Raw genomic sequence first — 16,657 nt, 5'->3', positions numbered from 1 at the left:
ACCATGAGAACAGGTCGCCTCAGCCGTCGTCACCGGCGCGGCCGCGCTTCTTCAGTCGTGAGCCGAGGAAGAAGGCGACGACGCCCGCGACGAGAATGCCGGCGGCCGGCAGAATCAGGTCGCTGGTGTCCTCGCCGGTGTTCGCGATGGTGCCGCCGTCCGAGGTCGGGTCTTTGGCGTGTGTGCCGTTGGAGTCCGTGCCCTCGGAATCCGAACCCGACGTGCCTGACGTGCCCGACGTCGTCGAGCCGGTCGTCGTCCCCGTCCCGGCCCCCGTGATCTCGAACGACCCCACCACGTCGTTCTGCCCGTCGTCCAGCGTGCATCGCACGTCGACCTTGCCCCGCACGTCGCCGTCGGCCTTCCGTCCGACGACGTGCACGCCGATGTCGCCGACGGTGATGCGTCCGTGGCCCGGCTGACGGAATGTGAGAGCGGGCGCGGATCCGGTCCCTGTGACGGTGAACGAACCGGATGCCGGGACGGGAGTCCTGGCGATGTCGAGGGGCACCGTGAGGTGCCTGTTGCCCTGCGGCGCGGTCACTCCGATCTTCGCGTTCACCGTGCCCTCAACGGACTTCACACCGATCCGGTCGAGCAGCGGTGTGAGCTCCGCGTCCACCGTCGTCCCCGCTTCGATGGCGAATTTCCGGCTGGGCTCGCCGACCTCGACCGACTCCGGGATATCCGCGTCGATCTTCGCCGTGAAGGGCTGGTCGCCGAGCATGGGAACGTCGCAGGTGTATCTCAGGGTGCGCGAAACCTGTTGCGCGGCCGCGGTGCCGGCTCCGGTGACTCCGACGACCCCGACGGCGGTTCCCAACGCCGTCGCGACCCCGAGGGCCGTCCTCACCCCTGGCTTTCTCGTCCTGTGCTTGGCAGTCATACGCCACCACCCCGTGAGTTGTTCCTCTGCACTTTCCATCGGTATGCGACTGTCGGGTACTTCCGGTATCAGGGGTCCCGGAATCGGTGTCCGGTCTCCCTGGTATCAAGACGCCGTTCCGGTCACGGACGGTTCCGGGTTCGACACGTCCGGCGAAGTCGGTCGGTGCGGGGTGTGGTGCGCCTGGAAGACGCGGGCCAGATGGATCTGCAGTCGAGCGTGGCGGAACTGGTAGACCGCGCCGGCTTTGCGCAACACCCCCCGCTGGTGGGCGTCGTCCAGGAAAGCGATCACCGCCCAGGGCAGCCGGCCGGTCAGCGGCAACCAGATACGCGACAGGGCCACCCACTGGCCCCATGCGGTGAAACTCAGCCCGTACCCGAGACCGCCGCCGAACGCCGCCTCCAGCCCGAACACGAGGCCCACCAGGACCCCACGGACAGGTCCGGCCGGCAGGCCGCGGACCGGCACGTCCGTGAGACCGATGCCGAGCCCGGCCGGGACTCCGAGCACCAGCATCCACACGAGCATATGGAAGACCACGTTCTTGCGGTTCGTGCTCAACAGGTCCGAGGCGCTCACCGCGCTTCCGAGGTCGATGGGAGCTTCGAGCCAGGCCATGATTCCGAGCACGAGCCCGGCCCCGAGCCCGAGTTCGAGCGGGAACAGGACGGCGCCCGTGAGTCCGCCACCGAGTCCGTCGTCGAACCCCAGCAGGCCGACCACGCCCCTGTCGATGAGCACCAGCACGAGCGCGGCAGGGACGCCGAACTTGAGCCCCAGCAGGAATCTGGAGGCGAACCTGGCGTTCCGCTCGCTGCTCCCGCCGAAGATCTGGATGCGCAGGCGCGACGGCTCGACCGGCCCGCCTCGGGACGTGGCCCCGTACACCACTCCGAAGACCAGCCCGGCGACGAGCCCGTGCAGAAGTCCGACCAGGAGGCCCCGTACCAGCGCGAACTCGAACCCGTATTGAGTCGCCACCAAGTCGACGGGCAGGTTCCCGATCCCGGTCGGCACCCCGAGGGCCAGTGCGGCCAGGAACCCGACTATGAGCATGCGGGAGGAGCGGCGCATGGTGGTGCCCAGTTCCCACCAGGCGAGGTTGTGGACCCTCCGTTCCGGGGTGCTGAGTCCGTCCAGATGTGTGGCGAGGTAGCCGAGCCAGCGCTCGGCACGTTCGGGTTTCCAGCGACACCGTCGGCTGATTCCGCGGCGGGTCGGTGTGGGGTCGTAGACGGCGGGGAGGAAGGCCGCCAGGAGATGGTCCTGCAGGGCTTTGGCGGATGTGAACCGCTCGGTGTCCAGAAGTTCTGAGGGGTGGTGTCCGGGAGTTCCGCTGTAGATGGTGCGGGCCAGGCCGACCATCAGCGGGGTGGTGAGCACCTCGGCGAGGTTCGCCGCGCCCGCGCTGCGCGGCTCTTCGCGCAGCTGGTCCAGTACGGGTTCCCAGTCGCTACGGTCCTCGCCGCTGTCTCTGACCGGGCGGGCGGCCCGGTGCAGATAGGCGGCGTAGTCGTCGACGGTGAGGTCCGCCAGCTCGATGACGGCGGCGCGGGCGAGCACCCGGGTTTCCGCCACGGCCCGGCTGTATTCCGCGGGGCGGCTGGTGAGCAGCAGCGGCGTGCTGGTGTGGTTGAACGCCCGGAGAGCCGCCCCGTGCAGGCCGCTTGCGATCTCGTCGAAACCGTCGAGAACGGGAAGGATCTTGTCCTCGTCGAGCAGGACGTCGGCCAGATTGCCACCCTGCTCCGCCGGAGCCGCCAGGAAGGGGTAATCGCGTACGAGTTGGTCGCACATCCAGTCGTCGAGGGAGGTGCCGGTCGGATCCCATGAACCCAGACCGAAGATCACCGGTACCCGGTCGCCGGGGGCGCGGGCGTTCAGCAGATCGAGGACGAATCGCAGAGTCAGGATCGTCTTGCCCGACCCGGCCTCGCCCAACACCACCAGCCGAGAGGACGGGATGGACTTGTACACCGCCACGATCCCGTCGAGCCGATCGTCCAGCGGAAGGGGATCAGGGTCCGTCCCGGGCGGTGTCCGGAGGATGTTGGCCCAGTGATCGAACACATTCCGCTCGGTGCACCCGAAGCGCACGGCGAGCGGGAAGGGCTCGTAGACCTGCCGCAGCTTCCTCTCGTGGCGCCATTGCTTGTCCACGTCGCGGGCGAGTCTCCTGGCCGCCTCCTGCACTTCCGGCGCGTCGTCCGGTTTCGGTGTATCCGGATTCGGTGTATCCGGCGTCGGGGGTGAGAGCTGCGGAGGCGGGAGCTGGGTGAGTTCGTCGGCGTGGGCCGGCAGGCCGATCAGCTCGTTGAGTTCGTCGATCTGGGCCTGGGTGAGGCGGTACCAGCGCTTCACCTGGCTTGCCGCGAGCCGGCCGAGCCCGTCGGAGCGGTGATGCTCGCTGACCACCCCGATCACACACCCGCCGCTGCACACCGCGGCGCCCGACATCCCCTCCCAAGGGGAGCGGCCCCGTTCGGGGTCGTACTCGGGAGGATCCACGGAGATCTCCAGGCTGCCCGCGCGCAGATTCGACAACGGGGTGGTCTCGCCGCGCGCGTGGTGGGAATCCCGGTACCAGGTGGGATCCGCGCCGTCCGCCGACGCGGCATCGGGACGCAGCTTGAACCTGGGGAATCCCAGCGCTTCGCAGTCCACGGGCCGGGTTACCCGGCCGAACCGCACCGGCGGAACCTCGGCGGTGGCCGATCCGCCGGGGCTCGGGTCGCCGGCGATCCTGAGCACCGCGATATCCGCGGTGGAGTCCGCCCAGACCGGCTCGCCGGGTAACTCCGTGATGTCGCCGTCCTCGGTGAGAAAACGCAGCTGTACGGACTCCGCGTCACTCACCACATGCGCGGCGGTGAGCACCGCGTCCCCACTCACCCGGTAGCCCGACCCGCGCCGCGCCGCGCCCGCGCGGAGTTCGGTGAGGACCTGGACCACTCGCCGTAGCTCAAGTCCGGCCGGCGCGGCCGCCCTGCTGTCCGCAGGGTTCATCGCTCGTGCTTGTCAGGGGAACCCGAGATGAACACCGCCGGACGCTCCCCTGCCAGGGTCGGCTGCAAGGCCAGTGTGATGCGTTGGGTCGAGGCGGCGGCCACCGTCGCGTCCGCACCGGACTCCACCACCCAGAACCGTACCTTCGCCCCCGCGTGCCCGGTGCGCTCCAGAGCGACCGACACCTCCAGCTCGATCGTCCCCAACTCGAAGCGCAGTGCCTCACCCTCCGCCGCGGCGACCGCGCGCTCCAGTTCCTCCCGTAGGTCCTTGATCACACTGGCTAACTCGATCACTCCACGTCCCTTCGTCGAGACCTTCGGTTACCGAGGACTGTAGTCCGGTGATGCGGTGCCTTGGGGTCGTACTCGGGAACGGCGGTGGCGAACGGCGAACAGCGAAGAAAACACGCTGCAAGGGTCCAGTGGGGTGATCTTTGAGTATGCGTCATATCTCGGCGACGGTGAGGGGAAGTACAGAGGCTGATCAATGTCTCGACTTTCAGGAGGATTCATGCGTCGCCGCACCACGCTCTTCGCAGTTGCCCTGACCACTGCCGCCCTGCTCGGCGGCGCGGGTACCGCCGCCGCCGATGACGGTGCGGCATCCACCAACTCCGCTCCCGCCCCCGCCCCCGCTCCGGGTCCCGGGGCGTCGGGCGCCCCTGCCTCCGGTCCTGCCCCCGCTCCTGCCGCGAACGAGGAACCAGAGGAGGCCCACCTCGGAGTGATCGGCCGTCTCCTCGGCCTGTGACTCAGGTAGTCGGTTCACACACTCCCACTCTCCCGCTCCCACTCACGCACTTCCGCAAGGAAACGCCTCCCCCCTCGAATGCCGGAAGCGGTTCCGGTACTCCGTCGGCGTCGTGTTGAGTTTCCTGCGGAACGCCCGGATAAGGGTGTCGGTCGTGTGGAAACCGCAGGTGGATGCGATGCGTTCGAGTGTGGCATCCGTGGATTCAAGTTGGTTGCGTGCGACTTCGACGCGGGCCGACTCGATGTAGGCGGCCGGGGTCATGCCGAGTTCGGTCTTGAAGATGCGGGTCACCTGCCGTTCGCTCACATGCGCATGATCGGCGAGGTCGCCGACCGTGAGCCGCCCGGCGATGTTCCTCGTGATGTAGTGGCGGAGATCCTCCATGCGTCGCGTCGTCGAGACGGGTTCGAGCGGGACACTGAACTGGCTTTGCCCGCTTGGCCGTTTCAGGTACATCACGAGCTGCCGGGCGACGCGTAGCGCGGTGGCCTCCCCGAAGTCGTCGGCAACGAGGGCGAGCGACAGGTCGAGGCAGGCGCTGATGCCCGCGCCGGTCCATACGTCGTGGTCGCGGATGAAGATCGGATCGGCGTCGACCTCGATCGACGGGTAATCGGTGGCGAGTTGCTGCGCGGTCGACCAGTGGGTCGTGGCGCGCTTGCCGTCCAGCAGCCCTGCGGCCGCGAGGAGATGTGCTCCCACACAGACGGATGCGACGCGCCGTGTCGTGCCGGCGAGTGACTTCACCCATTCCACCACCGCGGGGTCGGTGAGGGCTTGGACACGGCGTTGGCCGTCGACCTCGACGGAGCCGGGAACCAGGAGGGTGTCGATACGTCGCACGGACACCTCCTGGAAGGTGGTGTCGGGCAGGACCCGCACCCCGGCCGAGGTGGTGACGGGGGCCATGGTCTCGGCGGCCAGCACGACCTCGTAACCCGTCTCGTCGCCCACCTCACGTTGCAGCAGGGAGAACACCTCCGGTGGACCTGTGACGTCCAGCAGGTCCACGCCGTCGAAGAGGATGACGACAACGAGTCGTTTGACGGTGCTCATTGCTCTCCGTTCGGTCGGTGCCGGCGGTCCGGCGCCGCGGGCGATGTCTGTATCTGCATGTTAGATGACATTGCCGACACGCCTGGTGGGTCGTAGCGTTCAAGACGTCACCACCACGTGGTGGCCCGAACCCTGCAACACAGCGCTCCTGGAAGGCAGTTCAATGACCACGACACCCGCAACGACCACGACTACGACGACCGCAACGGCTACCACGACCTTGCGTGAGCTCAACGGTTTCGACGAGACCCCGGCATCGCTGACCGATGCGACACTGATCCTGATCGACTATCAGAACACCTACACCACGGGCGTGATGGAGCTGACGGGTTGGGATCCCGCCCTCGACGCCGCCGCCGCGTTGCTGGCCAGGGCCCGGGAGGCCGGGACGAAGGTCATCCATGTCATGAACGACGGCGGCGCAGGAAGCCCGTACGACATCCAGGCCGAAATAGGCCAGATCCACCCCCGCGTGGCTCCTGTCGAGGGCGAACCCGTCGTCGTCAAGACCGCTCCCAACGCGTTCGTCGGCACCGATCTGGGCGACCACCTCGACGCCGCCGGCAACAAGAACGTCATCATCGCCGGGTTCATGACCCACATGTGCGTGACCTTCACCGCGGAAGGTGCCTTCCTGCGTGGCAACCAGCCCACCGTAGTCGCCGACGCCTGCGCGACCCGGCCTCTCCGGACGGTGCTGTCCGACCTGTCCGCGGAACAGATCCACCACAGTGCGCTCGCCACCATCGCCGACCTCTACGGGATCGTCGTCCCGTCCGGCTCGTCACTGAGCTGAGCGTGGCCGAGCTTCATGATTCCGCCTTCGTTTTCCAGCCCCCGGACGGCCGGGCCATCAGCACGCCTAGATCCCCGAATCCACCAGATTCGGTGCCCCTTTCACCACCCGCTCGCGGTGTCCGCCCGCACCGAACAGTTCCCCGATCACCATCCCGGGAAATTCGATCGGCTCCGTGCGGCCCTCCAGCGCCACCCGGACCCGCCACCGCTCCCCCCGATGCGCCACCAGCACATCCGCCCACTCACGCGACGGCGCATCCACCCCGCACAGCTCCGGGCCGCCCTCGGGACCGTACTCCCTGAACGTGTGGAGAAACGGCAGTTCCCGCACCAGCCACGCCAGATGCGCCCACGCCGGAGAAGCCGGATCCGGCACCCACAGCATCTCGCCGCGCTCCGCATCGTCCACCGGCACCGCACCGGCCGCGCCGGCCAGGCCCCGAGGATCGGCCTCGGGCATCTCACGGAAGGCGAACGTCCGGCCGGCGACGTCCAGGTGCGTCAGCTCGATCCCCAGCGGCCCGGCTTTGAACGCCATGTCCGAGACGCTCTGGAGAAACCGGGCCACCGCCTGGTCCTCCGCATGCCGCGCCCCGGTGTCCGCCTCCCGGTCTCCCAGCGGCTCGTACGAGGACATATAGCGGTCCTGGCCCATGCCCCTGCTCTTGCCCATCCCCATGCTCTTGCCCATCCCCATGCTCTTGCCCTTGCCCATGTGCACCCCTCCCCCACAGCGCAACGCCGCTCCGGGCACGATGCCCGAAACGGCGTCCACGCTAGGCCAACCCACCGGGCGGGTGCCCCGACTTCGTGCGCTGCGTACGTCAGGGCTCGTTCAGGTAGGTGAGGACGGCGAGGACGCGGCGGTTGTTGTTGTCGTCGTCGACGATGCCGAGTTTGCCGAACATGGAGGTGGTGTATTTGCTGATGGCGCTTTCGCTGAGGAAGAGCCGCTCGCCGATCGCCCGATTGGACAGTCCTTGGGCCATGAGGGCGAGCACGGCGTGTTCGCGTTCGGTGAGCCCTCCGAGTCGTCGGTTCGAGGACCCGCTGGACAGCAGTTTGGCGATGACGGCGGGGTCCATGGCGGTCCCGCCACCGGCGACGCGTTCCACGGCATCGATGAACTGATCGGCGTCGAAGACGCTCTCCTTGAGGAAGTAGCCGATGCCACCGCCGCCATCGGCCAAGAGCTCGCGGGCATAGAGCTGTTCAACGTGCTGGGAGAGGATCAGGACCGGCAGTCCGGGCAGTTCGGCGCGGGCGGCAAGAGCCGCGCGCAGGCCCTCGTCCGACTGGGTCGGCGGCATACGGACGTCGACGATGGAAACGTCCGGCCGCCATGTCAGCAGCGCGTCGAGCGTCTCGGGCCCGGTGGTCGCCGTCGCCACCACCTGGTGTCCGCACGCCTCGATGAGGCGGACCATCCCGTCGCGCAGGAGGTAGAGGTCTTCGGCTACAACGATTCGCACGGCACCATCATCCTCACGCGGGTCGGACCGCCTACCGGGCTGGTGATCTCCAGAATGCCGTCGAAGACCGCCAGGCGGCGGCGCAGCCCCGCGAGTCCACCGCCGGTGCGCAGACCGGCCCCACCCCGGCCGTTGTCCTCCACGTCGACGACGATGCCGGTGTCGTCCCGGGTGAGGGAGATCCGCGCCCGGGTCGCACGGGCGTGTTTGACCGCGTTGGTCAGCACTTCGGCGATTCCGAAGTACACGGCGGACTCGATCGGCGGGTCCAGGTGCAGCTGCACGTCGGCGCTGACGGCCGCTTCGAGCGGGCTGTCCAGGGCGAGGGCGCGAACGGCATCGACGAGCCCTCGCTCGGTCAGCACCGGCGGGTTGATGCCCTTGACCAGTTCGCGGAGCTCGGTCAGTGAGGTGGCGGCGCCGGACCGCGCTTCCCGCATCAGCGCCCTGGCCTGCTCGGGGTCGGTTTCCATCAGCTTCTCCGCGGTCGCCAGCGAGAGCCCGAGCCCGACGAGGCGGGCCTGCGCCCCGTCGTGCAGGTCCCGTTCGATCCGGCGGATCTCGGCGGCCTGTGCGACGGTCGTGTCCGCGCGCTGGGCCGTCAGCTCCTCCACCCGGTCCGCGAGGACCATCGCGGGCGACGCACGCAGGAAGCGGGCGGTGACCGGCTCGACGGACCGCCAGGCGTACGGGGCACCGGCGACGGCCACGACCAGTCCGAGCAGCCCGAGGGCACGCGCGGGGAGTGCCGGCTGGGACAGCCCGATGACCGCTCCCGCGAGTCCGGCCGGCGGGACGGCCGCGATCACGCCCACGGTGATCGGTGCGATCGCCGTGAAGCGCAGGTCACGCCAGTTGGCCGGATCGCTCCAGCGGATTCGCCACCCCTGGTCCATGCGGGCGTCCCGACTGCTGCGCTCGTAGGAGAAACCGTTCCACCAGTACCCGGTGGACAGCTGCGTCACCGGCGGGGCCTTCCGGTATCCGGCGGGAATGACGGTGGCCGTCCACCGCGCGACGAGGAACCGGAACATCCGGCAGACCGGGCGGGACAGGGCGAGCGTGCCCACTGCCACCAGCACGAACGGCGCTACCCACGACCACGGGTTTCCCGCCCCCCACCAGATCCCCAGCGCCACCGCAGCGGCCCACACGGCCGGGACCAGCATGCTGACGGCCGCCACGACGCACGCCCGCACAAACCCCACACCGGCGCGTGCCGGCCACGAACCCAGCTGTCTCATGTTGTTTCCTTCGCTTCCCGTTCGGTGCCCCAACTCTGCACCGCGCGGCGCCCGATGCCCCCTCGTTCAGCGCGGAAGTAGGTCTGGACCCACCCACCCTTACGTCCAGGCCCATACCGCACCCCCCATGCGCTCCCTAGCGTCGACATCACGCCAGACGACATGAGTCCAGTCGGCATGAGTCCAGACGGCTTGAGTCGCGACGGCATGAGCGAAGAACACGAGTGAAGAGGACGAAGAGAGACATGGAAACCGCCAGCCCCACCACGGCCGAGAACGCCCCCGCCCACTACAGCCACCCGGACGCCCAACGAACCTTCGGCAAGGCGAAGTTCCTGGTCGCGGCCTATGGCGCGCTCAGCGCCGCGGTCCTCATCACGGTCGTCGTCCTCGCGGTCACCGGACGAACGGTGACCTCGTTCATGTGGGGCCGATCAGCCGGAGTGCTCGCGAGCGCCGCGGTGACCTACTGGCTGACCGTCCTCGCCTCGCGGGGAGCGCGCTGGGCCTATCTCCGCATGCGCCTCATCTCCGTCATCGTGCCGATCGCGATCATCGCCATCGACATGATCCCGGGTGCCCTTCCGCCGTGGTTCGTCGTGATGCAGGTGGCTTGCGCCCTCGCCCTCGGCGCATCCGCTTTCCTCGTCAACGGAGCCGGTCTGCGCGCCGCTTTCGCCAAGTCGGGCTGAACTCCCGGACAGCCGACCGCCGATGACGCCCCGGTCCTACCGGGTTCGGCCGTCAGGCCCGGTGGGTCGGTTTCCGCGTTGCCTACGGGCCGGTCGAGGAATGTCACGCATGCGTCGGCGCGGAAGACAGGAGCGCGGTCCAGTCCTGGCCTGCGGCCCAGTCGGTGAAGCTGTGCCAGCCGACTTCGGGGTAGTCGCGGCGCAGTCCGGCGACATCGACGTCGAGGCCGCAGGTGGTGAAGTACTCGAACATGGCGGCCAGGTCGGTGGACCGGGTCCGGACGTGGGCCAGCGGCACCTCCTTGTGGGCGATCGGACGGCCGACAGCCGCCGTGAGGGCCTCCGCGATCTGGCCGGGAGTCCGTTCGTCGGAGGCGATGTCGATGCGTCGTCCGGTGAACTCGTCGCCGCGCTGGAGGACCAGCGCGGCGAACGCTCCGATGTCGACGGCGGGGATGAGAGCGAACGGCCGGTCGTCGGGCATGGGCCAGCCGAAGGTGCCGTCGCGCAGCCCGTCAAGGGTCCAGCCGCCGGTGTAGTTGTCCATGAACGCCGCCGGAGCGATCACCGTCCAGGGCACGCCGGATGCGCGCAGATGCCGCTCGACCAGGTGCTTGCTCTCGTAGTGCGGGACACCGGTGCCGCGGTCGGCATGGGCGGCGGAGGTGAACACGATGTGCCCGAGGCGGGCGGCTGTCGCGGCGTCCACGAGGGCCGTTCCCTGCCGGGTTTCGGCGGCGGTGTCGGTGCCGAACGGGGTGGTGACCGCGAAGAGGGAGTCGGCGCCGGCGAGTGCGGCGTCGAGGGAGGCGGCGTCGTCGAAGTCCGCGTGGCGCACATCGGCGCCGAGGCGGCGCAGGTCGTCGGCGGCGGGCGAGTCGGGGCGGCGGGTGAGGGCGCGCACCCGGTGGCCGGCGGCCAGCAGAGCGCGGGCGGTGGCCCCGCCCTGGGCTCCGGTGGCTCCGGTGACGGCGACAGTGAGCATGGTTTCTCAACTCCTGGAGATGGAGACGGATAGAGGTAAACTAGCTGCGTGACGCAGTTAATGCGTCACGCAGAAGAGTAGACGATATTGCTGCGTCGCGCAGTGATTAGGAGTGTGATCCAGATGACGGACTCGCCTCGGACCCGGTTGTACGACGAGTTGTTGCTGGAGTCCCGCCGCTGCATGGCGGCGTACGTACTGTTCAACCAGGCCGTCGCCGACCACCTCGGACTGCACCCGACAGACGTGCAGTGCCTGAGCCTGCTGACGGCCGAGCCCGAGCCGCTCACCGTCAGGCAGATCGCCGATATGACGGGCCTGACCACAGGCTCGGCAACCCGTCTCGTGGACCGGCTCCAACGTGGCGGCTACGTGGTCCGTGAACCCGACGAGCAGGATCGCCGCCGGGTGCTGGTCGCCCCGGTGCCGGATCGCGTCGCCCGCGTCGCGGCGGTGTGGGACGACCTCTTTCCGGCCTGGCAGGCACTTCTCGACGGCCACACCGAGGACGAGCTCAAGGTGATCACCCGTCACATGCGAGAGGCGCACGACCTCAGCCACGCACAGATGCGACACCTGCGCTCCCGGCCGAAGCCGGACTGAGAACGGGGCCCGCGGGGCCCGCCGGGTTCACGGAGCCGCGGGTTCGCACGACCCGCGGGGTTCACGTGAGGCTGGTCGGCTTCAGGTGAGGTTGGTCGGCTTCACGAGGGGTCGACGGATTCACGAAAGGTCGTCGGTGCTGCGCCGGTTCACCGCCCAACCCTCCGCATCAGGGCAGCGTCAGAATGCGCGGCCCCTCTTCGGTGATGGCCACGGTGTGCTCGATATGGGCCGCCCGGCTGCCGTCGACGGTGTGCAGCGTCCAACCGTCGCCGCCGGTGCGGTAGTCGTCGCGTCCGCCGGCCATGAGCATCGGTTCGATGGCGAGGGTCAGGCCGTGTCGGAGGGGGAAGCCGCGGCGGGGGCGTCCTCGGTTGGGGACATGCGGGTCTTCGTGCATCCGGCGGCCGATGCCGTGGCCGCCGAAGTCCGCGGGCATGCCACAGCGTGCCGATCGGGCGACGGCGCCGATGGCGTGCGAGATGTCGCCTATCCGATTGCCGGAGGTGGCCGCGGCGATGCCGGCGTCGAGAGCGCGCTGGGTGGCGTTGATCAGCTCCACGTCGGCGGGGCGCGGGGTGCCGACAATGAAGCTGATGGCGGCGTCACCGGTCCAGCCGTCGAGTTCCGCGCCGCAGTCGACGCTGACCAGGTCACCGTCACACAGGCGGTAGTCGGTGGGGACGCCATGGACGATGGCGTCGTTGACCGACGTGCAGATCACCGCGGGGAAAGGCGTGGGGGCGAAGGAGGGCTGGTACCCGAGGAAGGGCGAGCTCGCCCCGGCCTTCCGCAGAACGGCGCGGGCCGCCTCGTCCAGCTCCTGTAGTGACACCCCGATGCCCGCCGCTTCCCGGGCGGCGGCGAGGGCATGGGCCACGACGCGCCCGGCCTCCCGCATCGCATCCAGCTCCGCATCGGTCTTGATCTCCACCATGTCGTGCGACTCCCTGCCTTGCCGTGCACCAATTCTTATACCGGTATTAGTATCACGGGTATGGTGAGAACTCCTTTGACTCCTTGGGAACGACAGCGCGGAGAGCAGTTCGGCGCGCTGCTGCGCCAGGCGCGCGGCGACCGCAGCATGGTGGAGGTCGCTGCGGCGGCAGGGGTGTCGGCGGAGACGCTGCGCAAGATCGAGACCGGTCGGGCGCCGACTCCGGCGTTCTTCACTGTGGCCGCTCTGGCCGCGGCACTGGAAGTCTCCTTGGACGAACTGGCCGCCGCTTGTGCGCAGGCCGGCGACTGCCAGGACGGCGACTACGGTGAGCAGGCGCTCTCGGCGTGAGCTCGAAGACGGGTTGAGACTCCCCCGACATGCTCGACGGCGGGTTGATCCTCCCCCGGCATGGACGATCCTCAACGCGTGCGGTCATCGCCGCCGGTCACCGTCACCAAAGCCGGTTGAGATGCTGCCGTATGTCGGGAAGAGTCTGGGCGCATGGAGTTCTTCTGTTACCACCGCGATCGGCCCGGCTCCCTCCCGTTGCGCGACGAGCTGCTGGAGAACCACTGGTCCTACATGGACGAGTACGCAGCGGAGATGATCGCTCGCGGCCCGACCTTCGCCAGCGACGGCGATACGCCCACCGGCAGCGTGCACATCCTCGACCTGCCGGATCCCGCCGCCGCCCGCGCGTTCGCCTTCGACGAGCCCAACTACCAGGCCGGCGTGTACCGGGACGTGCTGCTGCGCCGGTGGCGCAACATGCTGGGGCGCACGATGTGGGATTTCCCTGGTGGCCGGGACGGCGGCAACCGGTACCTGGTGCTCGGCCTCGGCGCGGGGCAGCCCGCCGACCTCGCCGTGCCGCACGACCGGGACGACCTGATCGCATACGGTCCGCTGCTGTCCGATGACGGCGCCACGTGGCTGGGTACGGCGGTGCTGATACGGGCCTCGGACCCGGACACCGCACGTGCCGTCCTGAACCCGGACCGGTACGCCGAAGTGGAGGTCCACGACTGGCAGTTCGGCGGGCGAGAGTCATGAACCACGGACTCGCCCCTCACCGTTCCCCCAGTACCGCCCGGATCACATGCCGGGCGTTGTGCGCCATCGCCGGATTCGTCCTCCGGTAGTACGGCAGCGCGATCAGCGCCTGCGAGAGCGTCCGGCCCCGGCCACGGTTCCAGGTCGCGTCATCCACACCGAGCGCCTCGCGGAAGACCTCCCGTGCGGCGGCCGGCAGCAGATTCCACGCCGGAAACAGATCGCAGGCCGGATCGCCCACCCCCATGCACCCGAAGTCGATCACCGAGGTCAGCCTGCCACCGTCCACCAGCAGATTGCCCGGCATCAGATCCGCATGCAGCCACACGGGCGGCGCGTCCCAGGCCGGGGCCCGGAGCGCGTCCTCCCACACGAGGGTCACGGCATCGCAGTCGATGGCCTCCTCCGGAATCCCGCGCAGTTCCTCGATCGCTGCACGGGTCGACGCGTCGAGCGAGGCGAGTGGCCCGCCACGGTGGGCCGCCGGCGCGCCGGGCAGGGTGACGCTCCACATCGCCGCCACGAACCCGGCCAGATCCTCGGCCAGCGGCACGGGCTCGCCCAACGCCCCCACCTCGGGGTTCTCCCCCGCCAGCCACCGGTACACCGACCACGGCCACGGGTACCCCTCGGCGGGCTCCCCGGCCCCGAGCACCTCGGGGATGGCCGTGGGCAGTCGGGGTGCGAGGCGGGGCAGCCACTCCTGCTCCATCGATATGTCCCCCGCTCCGCCCTTCACCAGCGGCAGCCGTACGAGCATGCCGTCGCCCAGCCGGTACATGGCGTTGACCGTGCCGGCGGACGGAAGCCGCTTGACCATCAGCCCCGCCCACTGCGGGAACTGCCCGGCGACCAGCCGCCGTACGAGGTCGTCGTCGATGGGGTGTTGGCCGGGATGCATCTGGGAGGGCCCTGCGCTCATGGGGCGCTATCCGATCGCCGGACGCCGATGTGCGTCAAACGCTTTTCCCGACGGCCGGACTCGTCAGGCGCGGACGCGGCGCCCCGGCTGCTGGTTCGGCACAGGAGACCAGCACCGGGGCGGCCACATCAGGATCACTCCGTGATCAGGGCCCCATCATGATGCTGAGCGTCCTCACCGCACATGTCGTCGCAGCGAGCCTTCTCGAACTTCCACGTCAGCCGGGCCGGGGTGTATCCGGCCTTCGTGCCGGTGAAGGTGTGGCTGGGGTTGGTGTGGCTGAGCTGGCTCTTCTCCTTCGTTCCCCCGGCGATGGCTCCGGCGTTGTAGGTCACGGTGCCGGAGTGTGTCGATCCCTCGCTGAGGACAAAGGGATGTGCCAGCGCGCCACCGGCGCTCGCCGAGGCTCCGCCGGCGGAGTGGCTGGGCGTGATCCGGATGCCGTCGGCCTTGCCGACCAGCCGGACCTTGGAGACGGTCAGCTTCTCCTCCCAGGTGGTCTGCCCAATGTTGAGCCGCATCTCGTCCTGGATCCGGAAGAACGCGGTGCCTTCGTGTTTCGGCACCCCATCGACAATCCTGACCACCTCGATCTCGGCGTCCAGCGTCTCGCACTTGAAGGTACGAATGAACTCGTCGCTCTTGATGACCGGTTCCCCGCACACGAGCTGCCCGGCCGTCGACGTCGCCCCACTGGTCGTAACGGGGTTGGCGGTGCCGGGGTTGGCCGTGCCGGTACGGGTCGTGACGGCGCCGGCCGTGACAGTGCTGGTCGTGACGGTGCCGACGATGGTCGTCAGCGCGTGCTTCACACTCCGCTCCGGAGTGGCCGTCGCCGCCGCCGCACAGGTGCCGAGAAAGGCGAACGCCGTAAGCCCCGAGGCCGCGGCGCGCTTGGTGTGACTCATCAACGAGTTGCTCCCCCTTGTCCCGGGCTCTTCTCGACTGGTGGGTTCCGGCCGGTGCAGCACCAAGACGCCCCGACACTACGAGGCGGTAACAAAGCGGGCCACCGGTTTGCGAGGTCTGGCGTGAACCGTTCGGTGACGGTAAGGCCGGCGGCCGTGGATGCTCTTGCCTCAGCGCGTTCGACCGCCAGGCTGACCCCGCAGACCCGGCACAGCTGATGGACCCAGTAGGAGCCGTCGAACCAGGCTCGGGTGTTGTCCCGGCCCTCGCACACTCGGCACGTCAGGGCAGCCGTGTCTCCGGGAGGGACTGACGAACGCAGGACCTGGTCCACCACTGCGGGCAGCTCTCCTTCGGGATGTGCCGCACGCGCGCAGGCAGAACCCTGTCGTGGACCCGTCTCCGGTGCGTGGTGAAGCTGCTCATCCCAGGACGCTACGGCCGACGAGTCGGATCTCGCACCTCACTTTGGTGAGCGCCTCAACCTGGCTTATGCCTCACCTTCGTATGTGCATCACCTTGGCTTGGGCCTCGCCTGGTTCCCGGGTGAGCGGCCTACAGCCGGACGTAGCTGCGCATCAGGCCGTTGGCGGTCGTGTGCTGGAAGCGGAAACCGCACTGCGCCAGCAGCCGGTCCGCCTGGTTCTGCGGATAGGCGCGGAACTGGCAGCGCTGGTGCGCCACGACCTCGTCGTCCCGCCGGACGAAGTAGTCCTTGACGTACAGGTTTTCCGCCACGGCTTCCTCCGCGGCTCGGATTTCCTGGGCGTACACCAGCCCGCCGGGTAACGGCCGCTGGTAGTCGCGGTGGGCCTGCTGGACTGCGAGCAGCAATGGCGCACCGGGCCGGAGGGCGGCGGCGAGGTTCTTGAGCGCCCGGGTTTCGTCGTCCTCCGCCAGCAGGTGGCTGCAGAACAAGGTGCTGCCCTCGTCCTCAACGCAGTACCAGACGCCGCCGACGGAGTAGGCGGCGTCGAAGGTCGGTGGGGTCGTCATCTCCACGACGTCCTGCCAGATGAGCCGCACCCGGTCCCCGAGCCTGGCGCGCGCCTGGGTGAGCATGCTCTCGGTGTGGTCGATTCCGGTGATTCGCAGGTCGGCGCCGCACAGCTCCAGCAGGGTTTCGCAGACCAGTCCGGTGCCGACACCGAGTTCCAGGACGTCCTTACGGTCACGGAGCTGGGCGAGGAGTGTGCGCGCATAGGCACCGTAGTCGTAGTAGCCCGAGGTCATGATGAGGTCGTAGTGCTGCGAGAGTGCGGTGTATGAGTTGGCCACGCGCGGCACCGTAGCCACCTCAACTCGCGGCAAATAGAGCGTGATTGAGCCTGG

General features: G+C 68.9%; 18 protein-coding genes. 6 read left to right on the top strand and 12 right to left on the bottom strand.

Features of this window, described 5'->3' with window-relative positions; all coding sequences use genetic code 11:
- Positions 1-19 precede the first annotated feature (19 nt).
- From FCH28_RS08065 to FCH28_RS08055, 3 genes are all read right to left on the bottom strand, one after another.
- Positions 20-853 carry a DUF6801 domain-containing protein gene (locus FCH28_RS08065; RefSeq protein ID WP_136738987.1) on the bottom strand — a complete coding sequence of 278 codons (834 nt, stop codon included), beginning with the start codon at positions 851-853 and terminating at the stop codon, positions 20-22.
- A gap of 138 nt (positions 854-991) precedes the next feature.
- Positions 992-3,895: an NACHT domain-containing protein gene (locus FCH28_RS08060; protein ID WP_136738986.1), complete on the bottom strand. Its 2,904-nt coding sequence runs from the start codon at positions 3,893-3,895 to the stop codon at positions 992-994.
- The gene (locus FCH28_RS08055; protein WP_136738985.1) at positions 3,892-4,191 is read right to left on the bottom strand and encodes a trypco2 family protein; all 300 of its coding nucleotides are present in this window, start codon (positions 4,189-4,191) and stop codon (positions 3,892-3,894) included. Before FCH28_RS08055 ends, FCH28_RS08060 begins: the two co-directional genes overlap by 4 nt.
- A gap of 217 nt (positions 4,192-4,408) precedes the next feature.
- Between FCH28_RS08055 and FCH28_RS38490 the strand changes: the two genes are divergently transcribed.
- Complete coding sequence (locus FCH28_RS38490) at positions 4,409-4,648, top strand: hypothetical protein (RefSeq protein ID WP_187363777.1); 240 nt, start codon at positions 4,409-4,411, stop codon at positions 4,646-4,648.
- Positions 4,649-4,690: 42 nt separating this feature from the next.
- Here the strand turns inward: FCH28_RS38490 and FCH28_RS08045 are convergent, their stop codons facing one another.
- On the bottom strand, positions 4,691-5,707 hold the full coding sequence (locus tag FCH28_RS08045) for a GlxA family transcriptional regulator (RefSeq protein WP_136738984.1): 1,017 nt from the start codon (positions 5,705-5,707) through the stop codon (positions 4,691-4,693).
- 220 nt (positions 5,708-5,927) lie between these two features.
- Here FCH28_RS08045 and FCH28_RS08040 point away from each other — a divergent pair, with 220 nt between their 5' ends.
- The gene (locus FCH28_RS08040; RefSeq protein WP_246102511.1) at positions 5,928-6,503 is read left to right on the top strand and encodes a cysteine hydrolase family protein; all 576 of its coding nucleotides are present in this window, start codon (positions 5,928-5,930) and stop codon (positions 6,501-6,503) included.
- Positions 6,504-6,569: 66 nt separating this feature from the next.
- Here FCH28_RS08040 and FCH28_RS08035 read toward each other — a convergent pair whose 3' ends face one another.
- The 3 genes from FCH28_RS08035 to FCH28_RS08025 form a co-directional block, all read right to left on the bottom strand.
- A complete protein-coding gene (locus FCH28_RS08035; protein ID WP_136738982.1) occupies positions 6,570-7,220 on the bottom strand; it encodes a hypothetical protein in 651 nt (216 codons plus the stop codon).
- A 109-nt stretch (positions 7,221-7,329) separates the two neighbouring features.
- Positions 7,330-7,977, bottom strand: coding sequence for a response regulator transcription factor (locus tag FCH28_RS08030; protein WP_136738981.1), 648 nt, complete (start codon positions 7,975-7,977; stop codon positions 7,330-7,332).
- Entirely contained in the window at positions 7,962-9,221 is a 1,260-nt protein-coding gene (locus tag FCH28_RS08025) for a sensor histidine kinase (protein WP_136738980.1), read from the bottom strand. The genes FCH28_RS08030 and FCH28_RS08025 overlap by 16 nt, the downstream gene beginning before the upstream one ends.
- A 245-nt stretch (positions 9,222-9,466) precedes the next feature.
- On the opposite strand from FCH28_RS08025, the gene FCH28_RS08020 reads away from it, so the two are divergent.
- On the top strand, positions 9,467-9,913 hold the full coding sequence (locus FCH28_RS08020; protein ID WP_136738979.1) for a hypothetical protein: 447 nt from the start codon (positions 9,467-9,469) through the stop codon (positions 9,911-9,913).
- Between the two features lie 103 nt (positions 9,914-10,016).
- Here the strand turns inward: FCH28_RS08020 and FCH28_RS08015 are convergent, their stop codons facing one another.
- On the bottom strand, positions 10,017-10,898 hold the full coding sequence (locus FCH28_RS08015; RefSeq protein WP_136738978.1) for an NmrA/HSCARG family protein: 882 nt from the start codon (positions 10,896-10,898) through the stop codon (positions 10,017-10,019).
- 123 nt (positions 10,899-11,021) lie between these two features.
- Here FCH28_RS08015 and FCH28_RS08010 point away from each other — a divergent pair, with 123 nt between their 5' ends.
- A complete protein-coding gene (locus tag FCH28_RS08010; RefSeq protein ID WP_169314085.1) occupies positions 11,022-11,501 on the top strand; it encodes a MarR family winged helix-turn-helix transcriptional regulator in 480 nt (159 codons plus the stop codon).
- Between the two features lie 169 nt (positions 11,502-11,670).
- Here the strand turns inward: FCH28_RS08010 and map are convergent, their stop codons facing one another.
- Complete coding sequence (map, locus tag FCH28_RS08005; RefSeq protein ID WP_136738976.1) at positions 11,671-12,438, bottom strand: type I methionyl aminopeptidase; 768 nt, start codon at positions 12,436-12,438, stop codon at positions 11,671-11,673.
- A 60-nt stretch (positions 12,439-12,498) separates the two neighbouring features.
- Here map and FCH28_RS08000 point away from each other — a divergent pair, with 60 nt between their 5' ends.
- On the top strand, positions 12,499-12,789 hold the full coding sequence (locus FCH28_RS08000; protein WP_136738975.1) for a helix-turn-helix domain-containing protein: 291 nt from the start codon (positions 12,499-12,501) through the stop codon (positions 12,787-12,789).
- 153 nt (positions 12,790-12,942) lie between these two features.
- Positions 12,943-13,494, top strand: a complete 552-nt coding sequence (locus tag FCH28_RS07995) for a YciI family protein (RefSeq protein ID WP_136738974.1) — start codon at positions 12,943-12,945, stop codon at positions 13,492-13,494.
- Positions 13,495-13,510: 16 nt separating this feature from the next.
- Here the strand turns inward: FCH28_RS07995 and FCH28_RS07990 are convergent, their stop codons facing one another.
- From FCH28_RS07990 to FCH28_RS07975, 3 genes are all read right to left on the bottom strand, one after another.
- Positions 13,511-14,416 carry an aminoglycoside phosphotransferase family protein gene (locus FCH28_RS07990; RefSeq protein WP_222852396.1) on the bottom strand — a complete coding sequence of 302 codons (906 nt, stop codon included), beginning with the start codon at positions 14,414-14,416 and terminating at the stop codon, positions 13,511-13,513.
- 134 nt (positions 14,417-14,550) lie between these two features.
- Positions 14,551-15,324: a hypothetical protein gene (locus tag FCH28_RS37980; protein WP_169314084.1), complete on the bottom strand. Its 774-nt coding sequence runs from the start codon at positions 15,322-15,324 to the stop codon at positions 14,551-14,553.
- A gap of 556 nt (positions 15,325-15,880) precedes the next feature.
- The gene (locus tag FCH28_RS07975) at positions 15,881-16,603 is read right to left on the bottom strand and encodes a class I SAM-dependent methyltransferase (RefSeq protein WP_136738972.1); all 723 of its coding nucleotides are present in this window, start codon (positions 16,601-16,603) and stop codon (positions 15,881-15,883) included.
- Positions 16,604-16,657: the final 54 nt, after the last annotated feature.

It is taken from the genome of Streptomyces piniterrae (assembly GCF_005048155.1).
Lineage (GTDB): Bacteria > Actinomycetota > Actinomycetes > Streptomycetales > Streptomycetaceae > Streptomyces > Streptomyces piniterrae.
The sequence above is the reverse complement of the archived record's forward strand: the minus strand, read 5'-3'. Positions and strand labels throughout refer to the sequence as shown.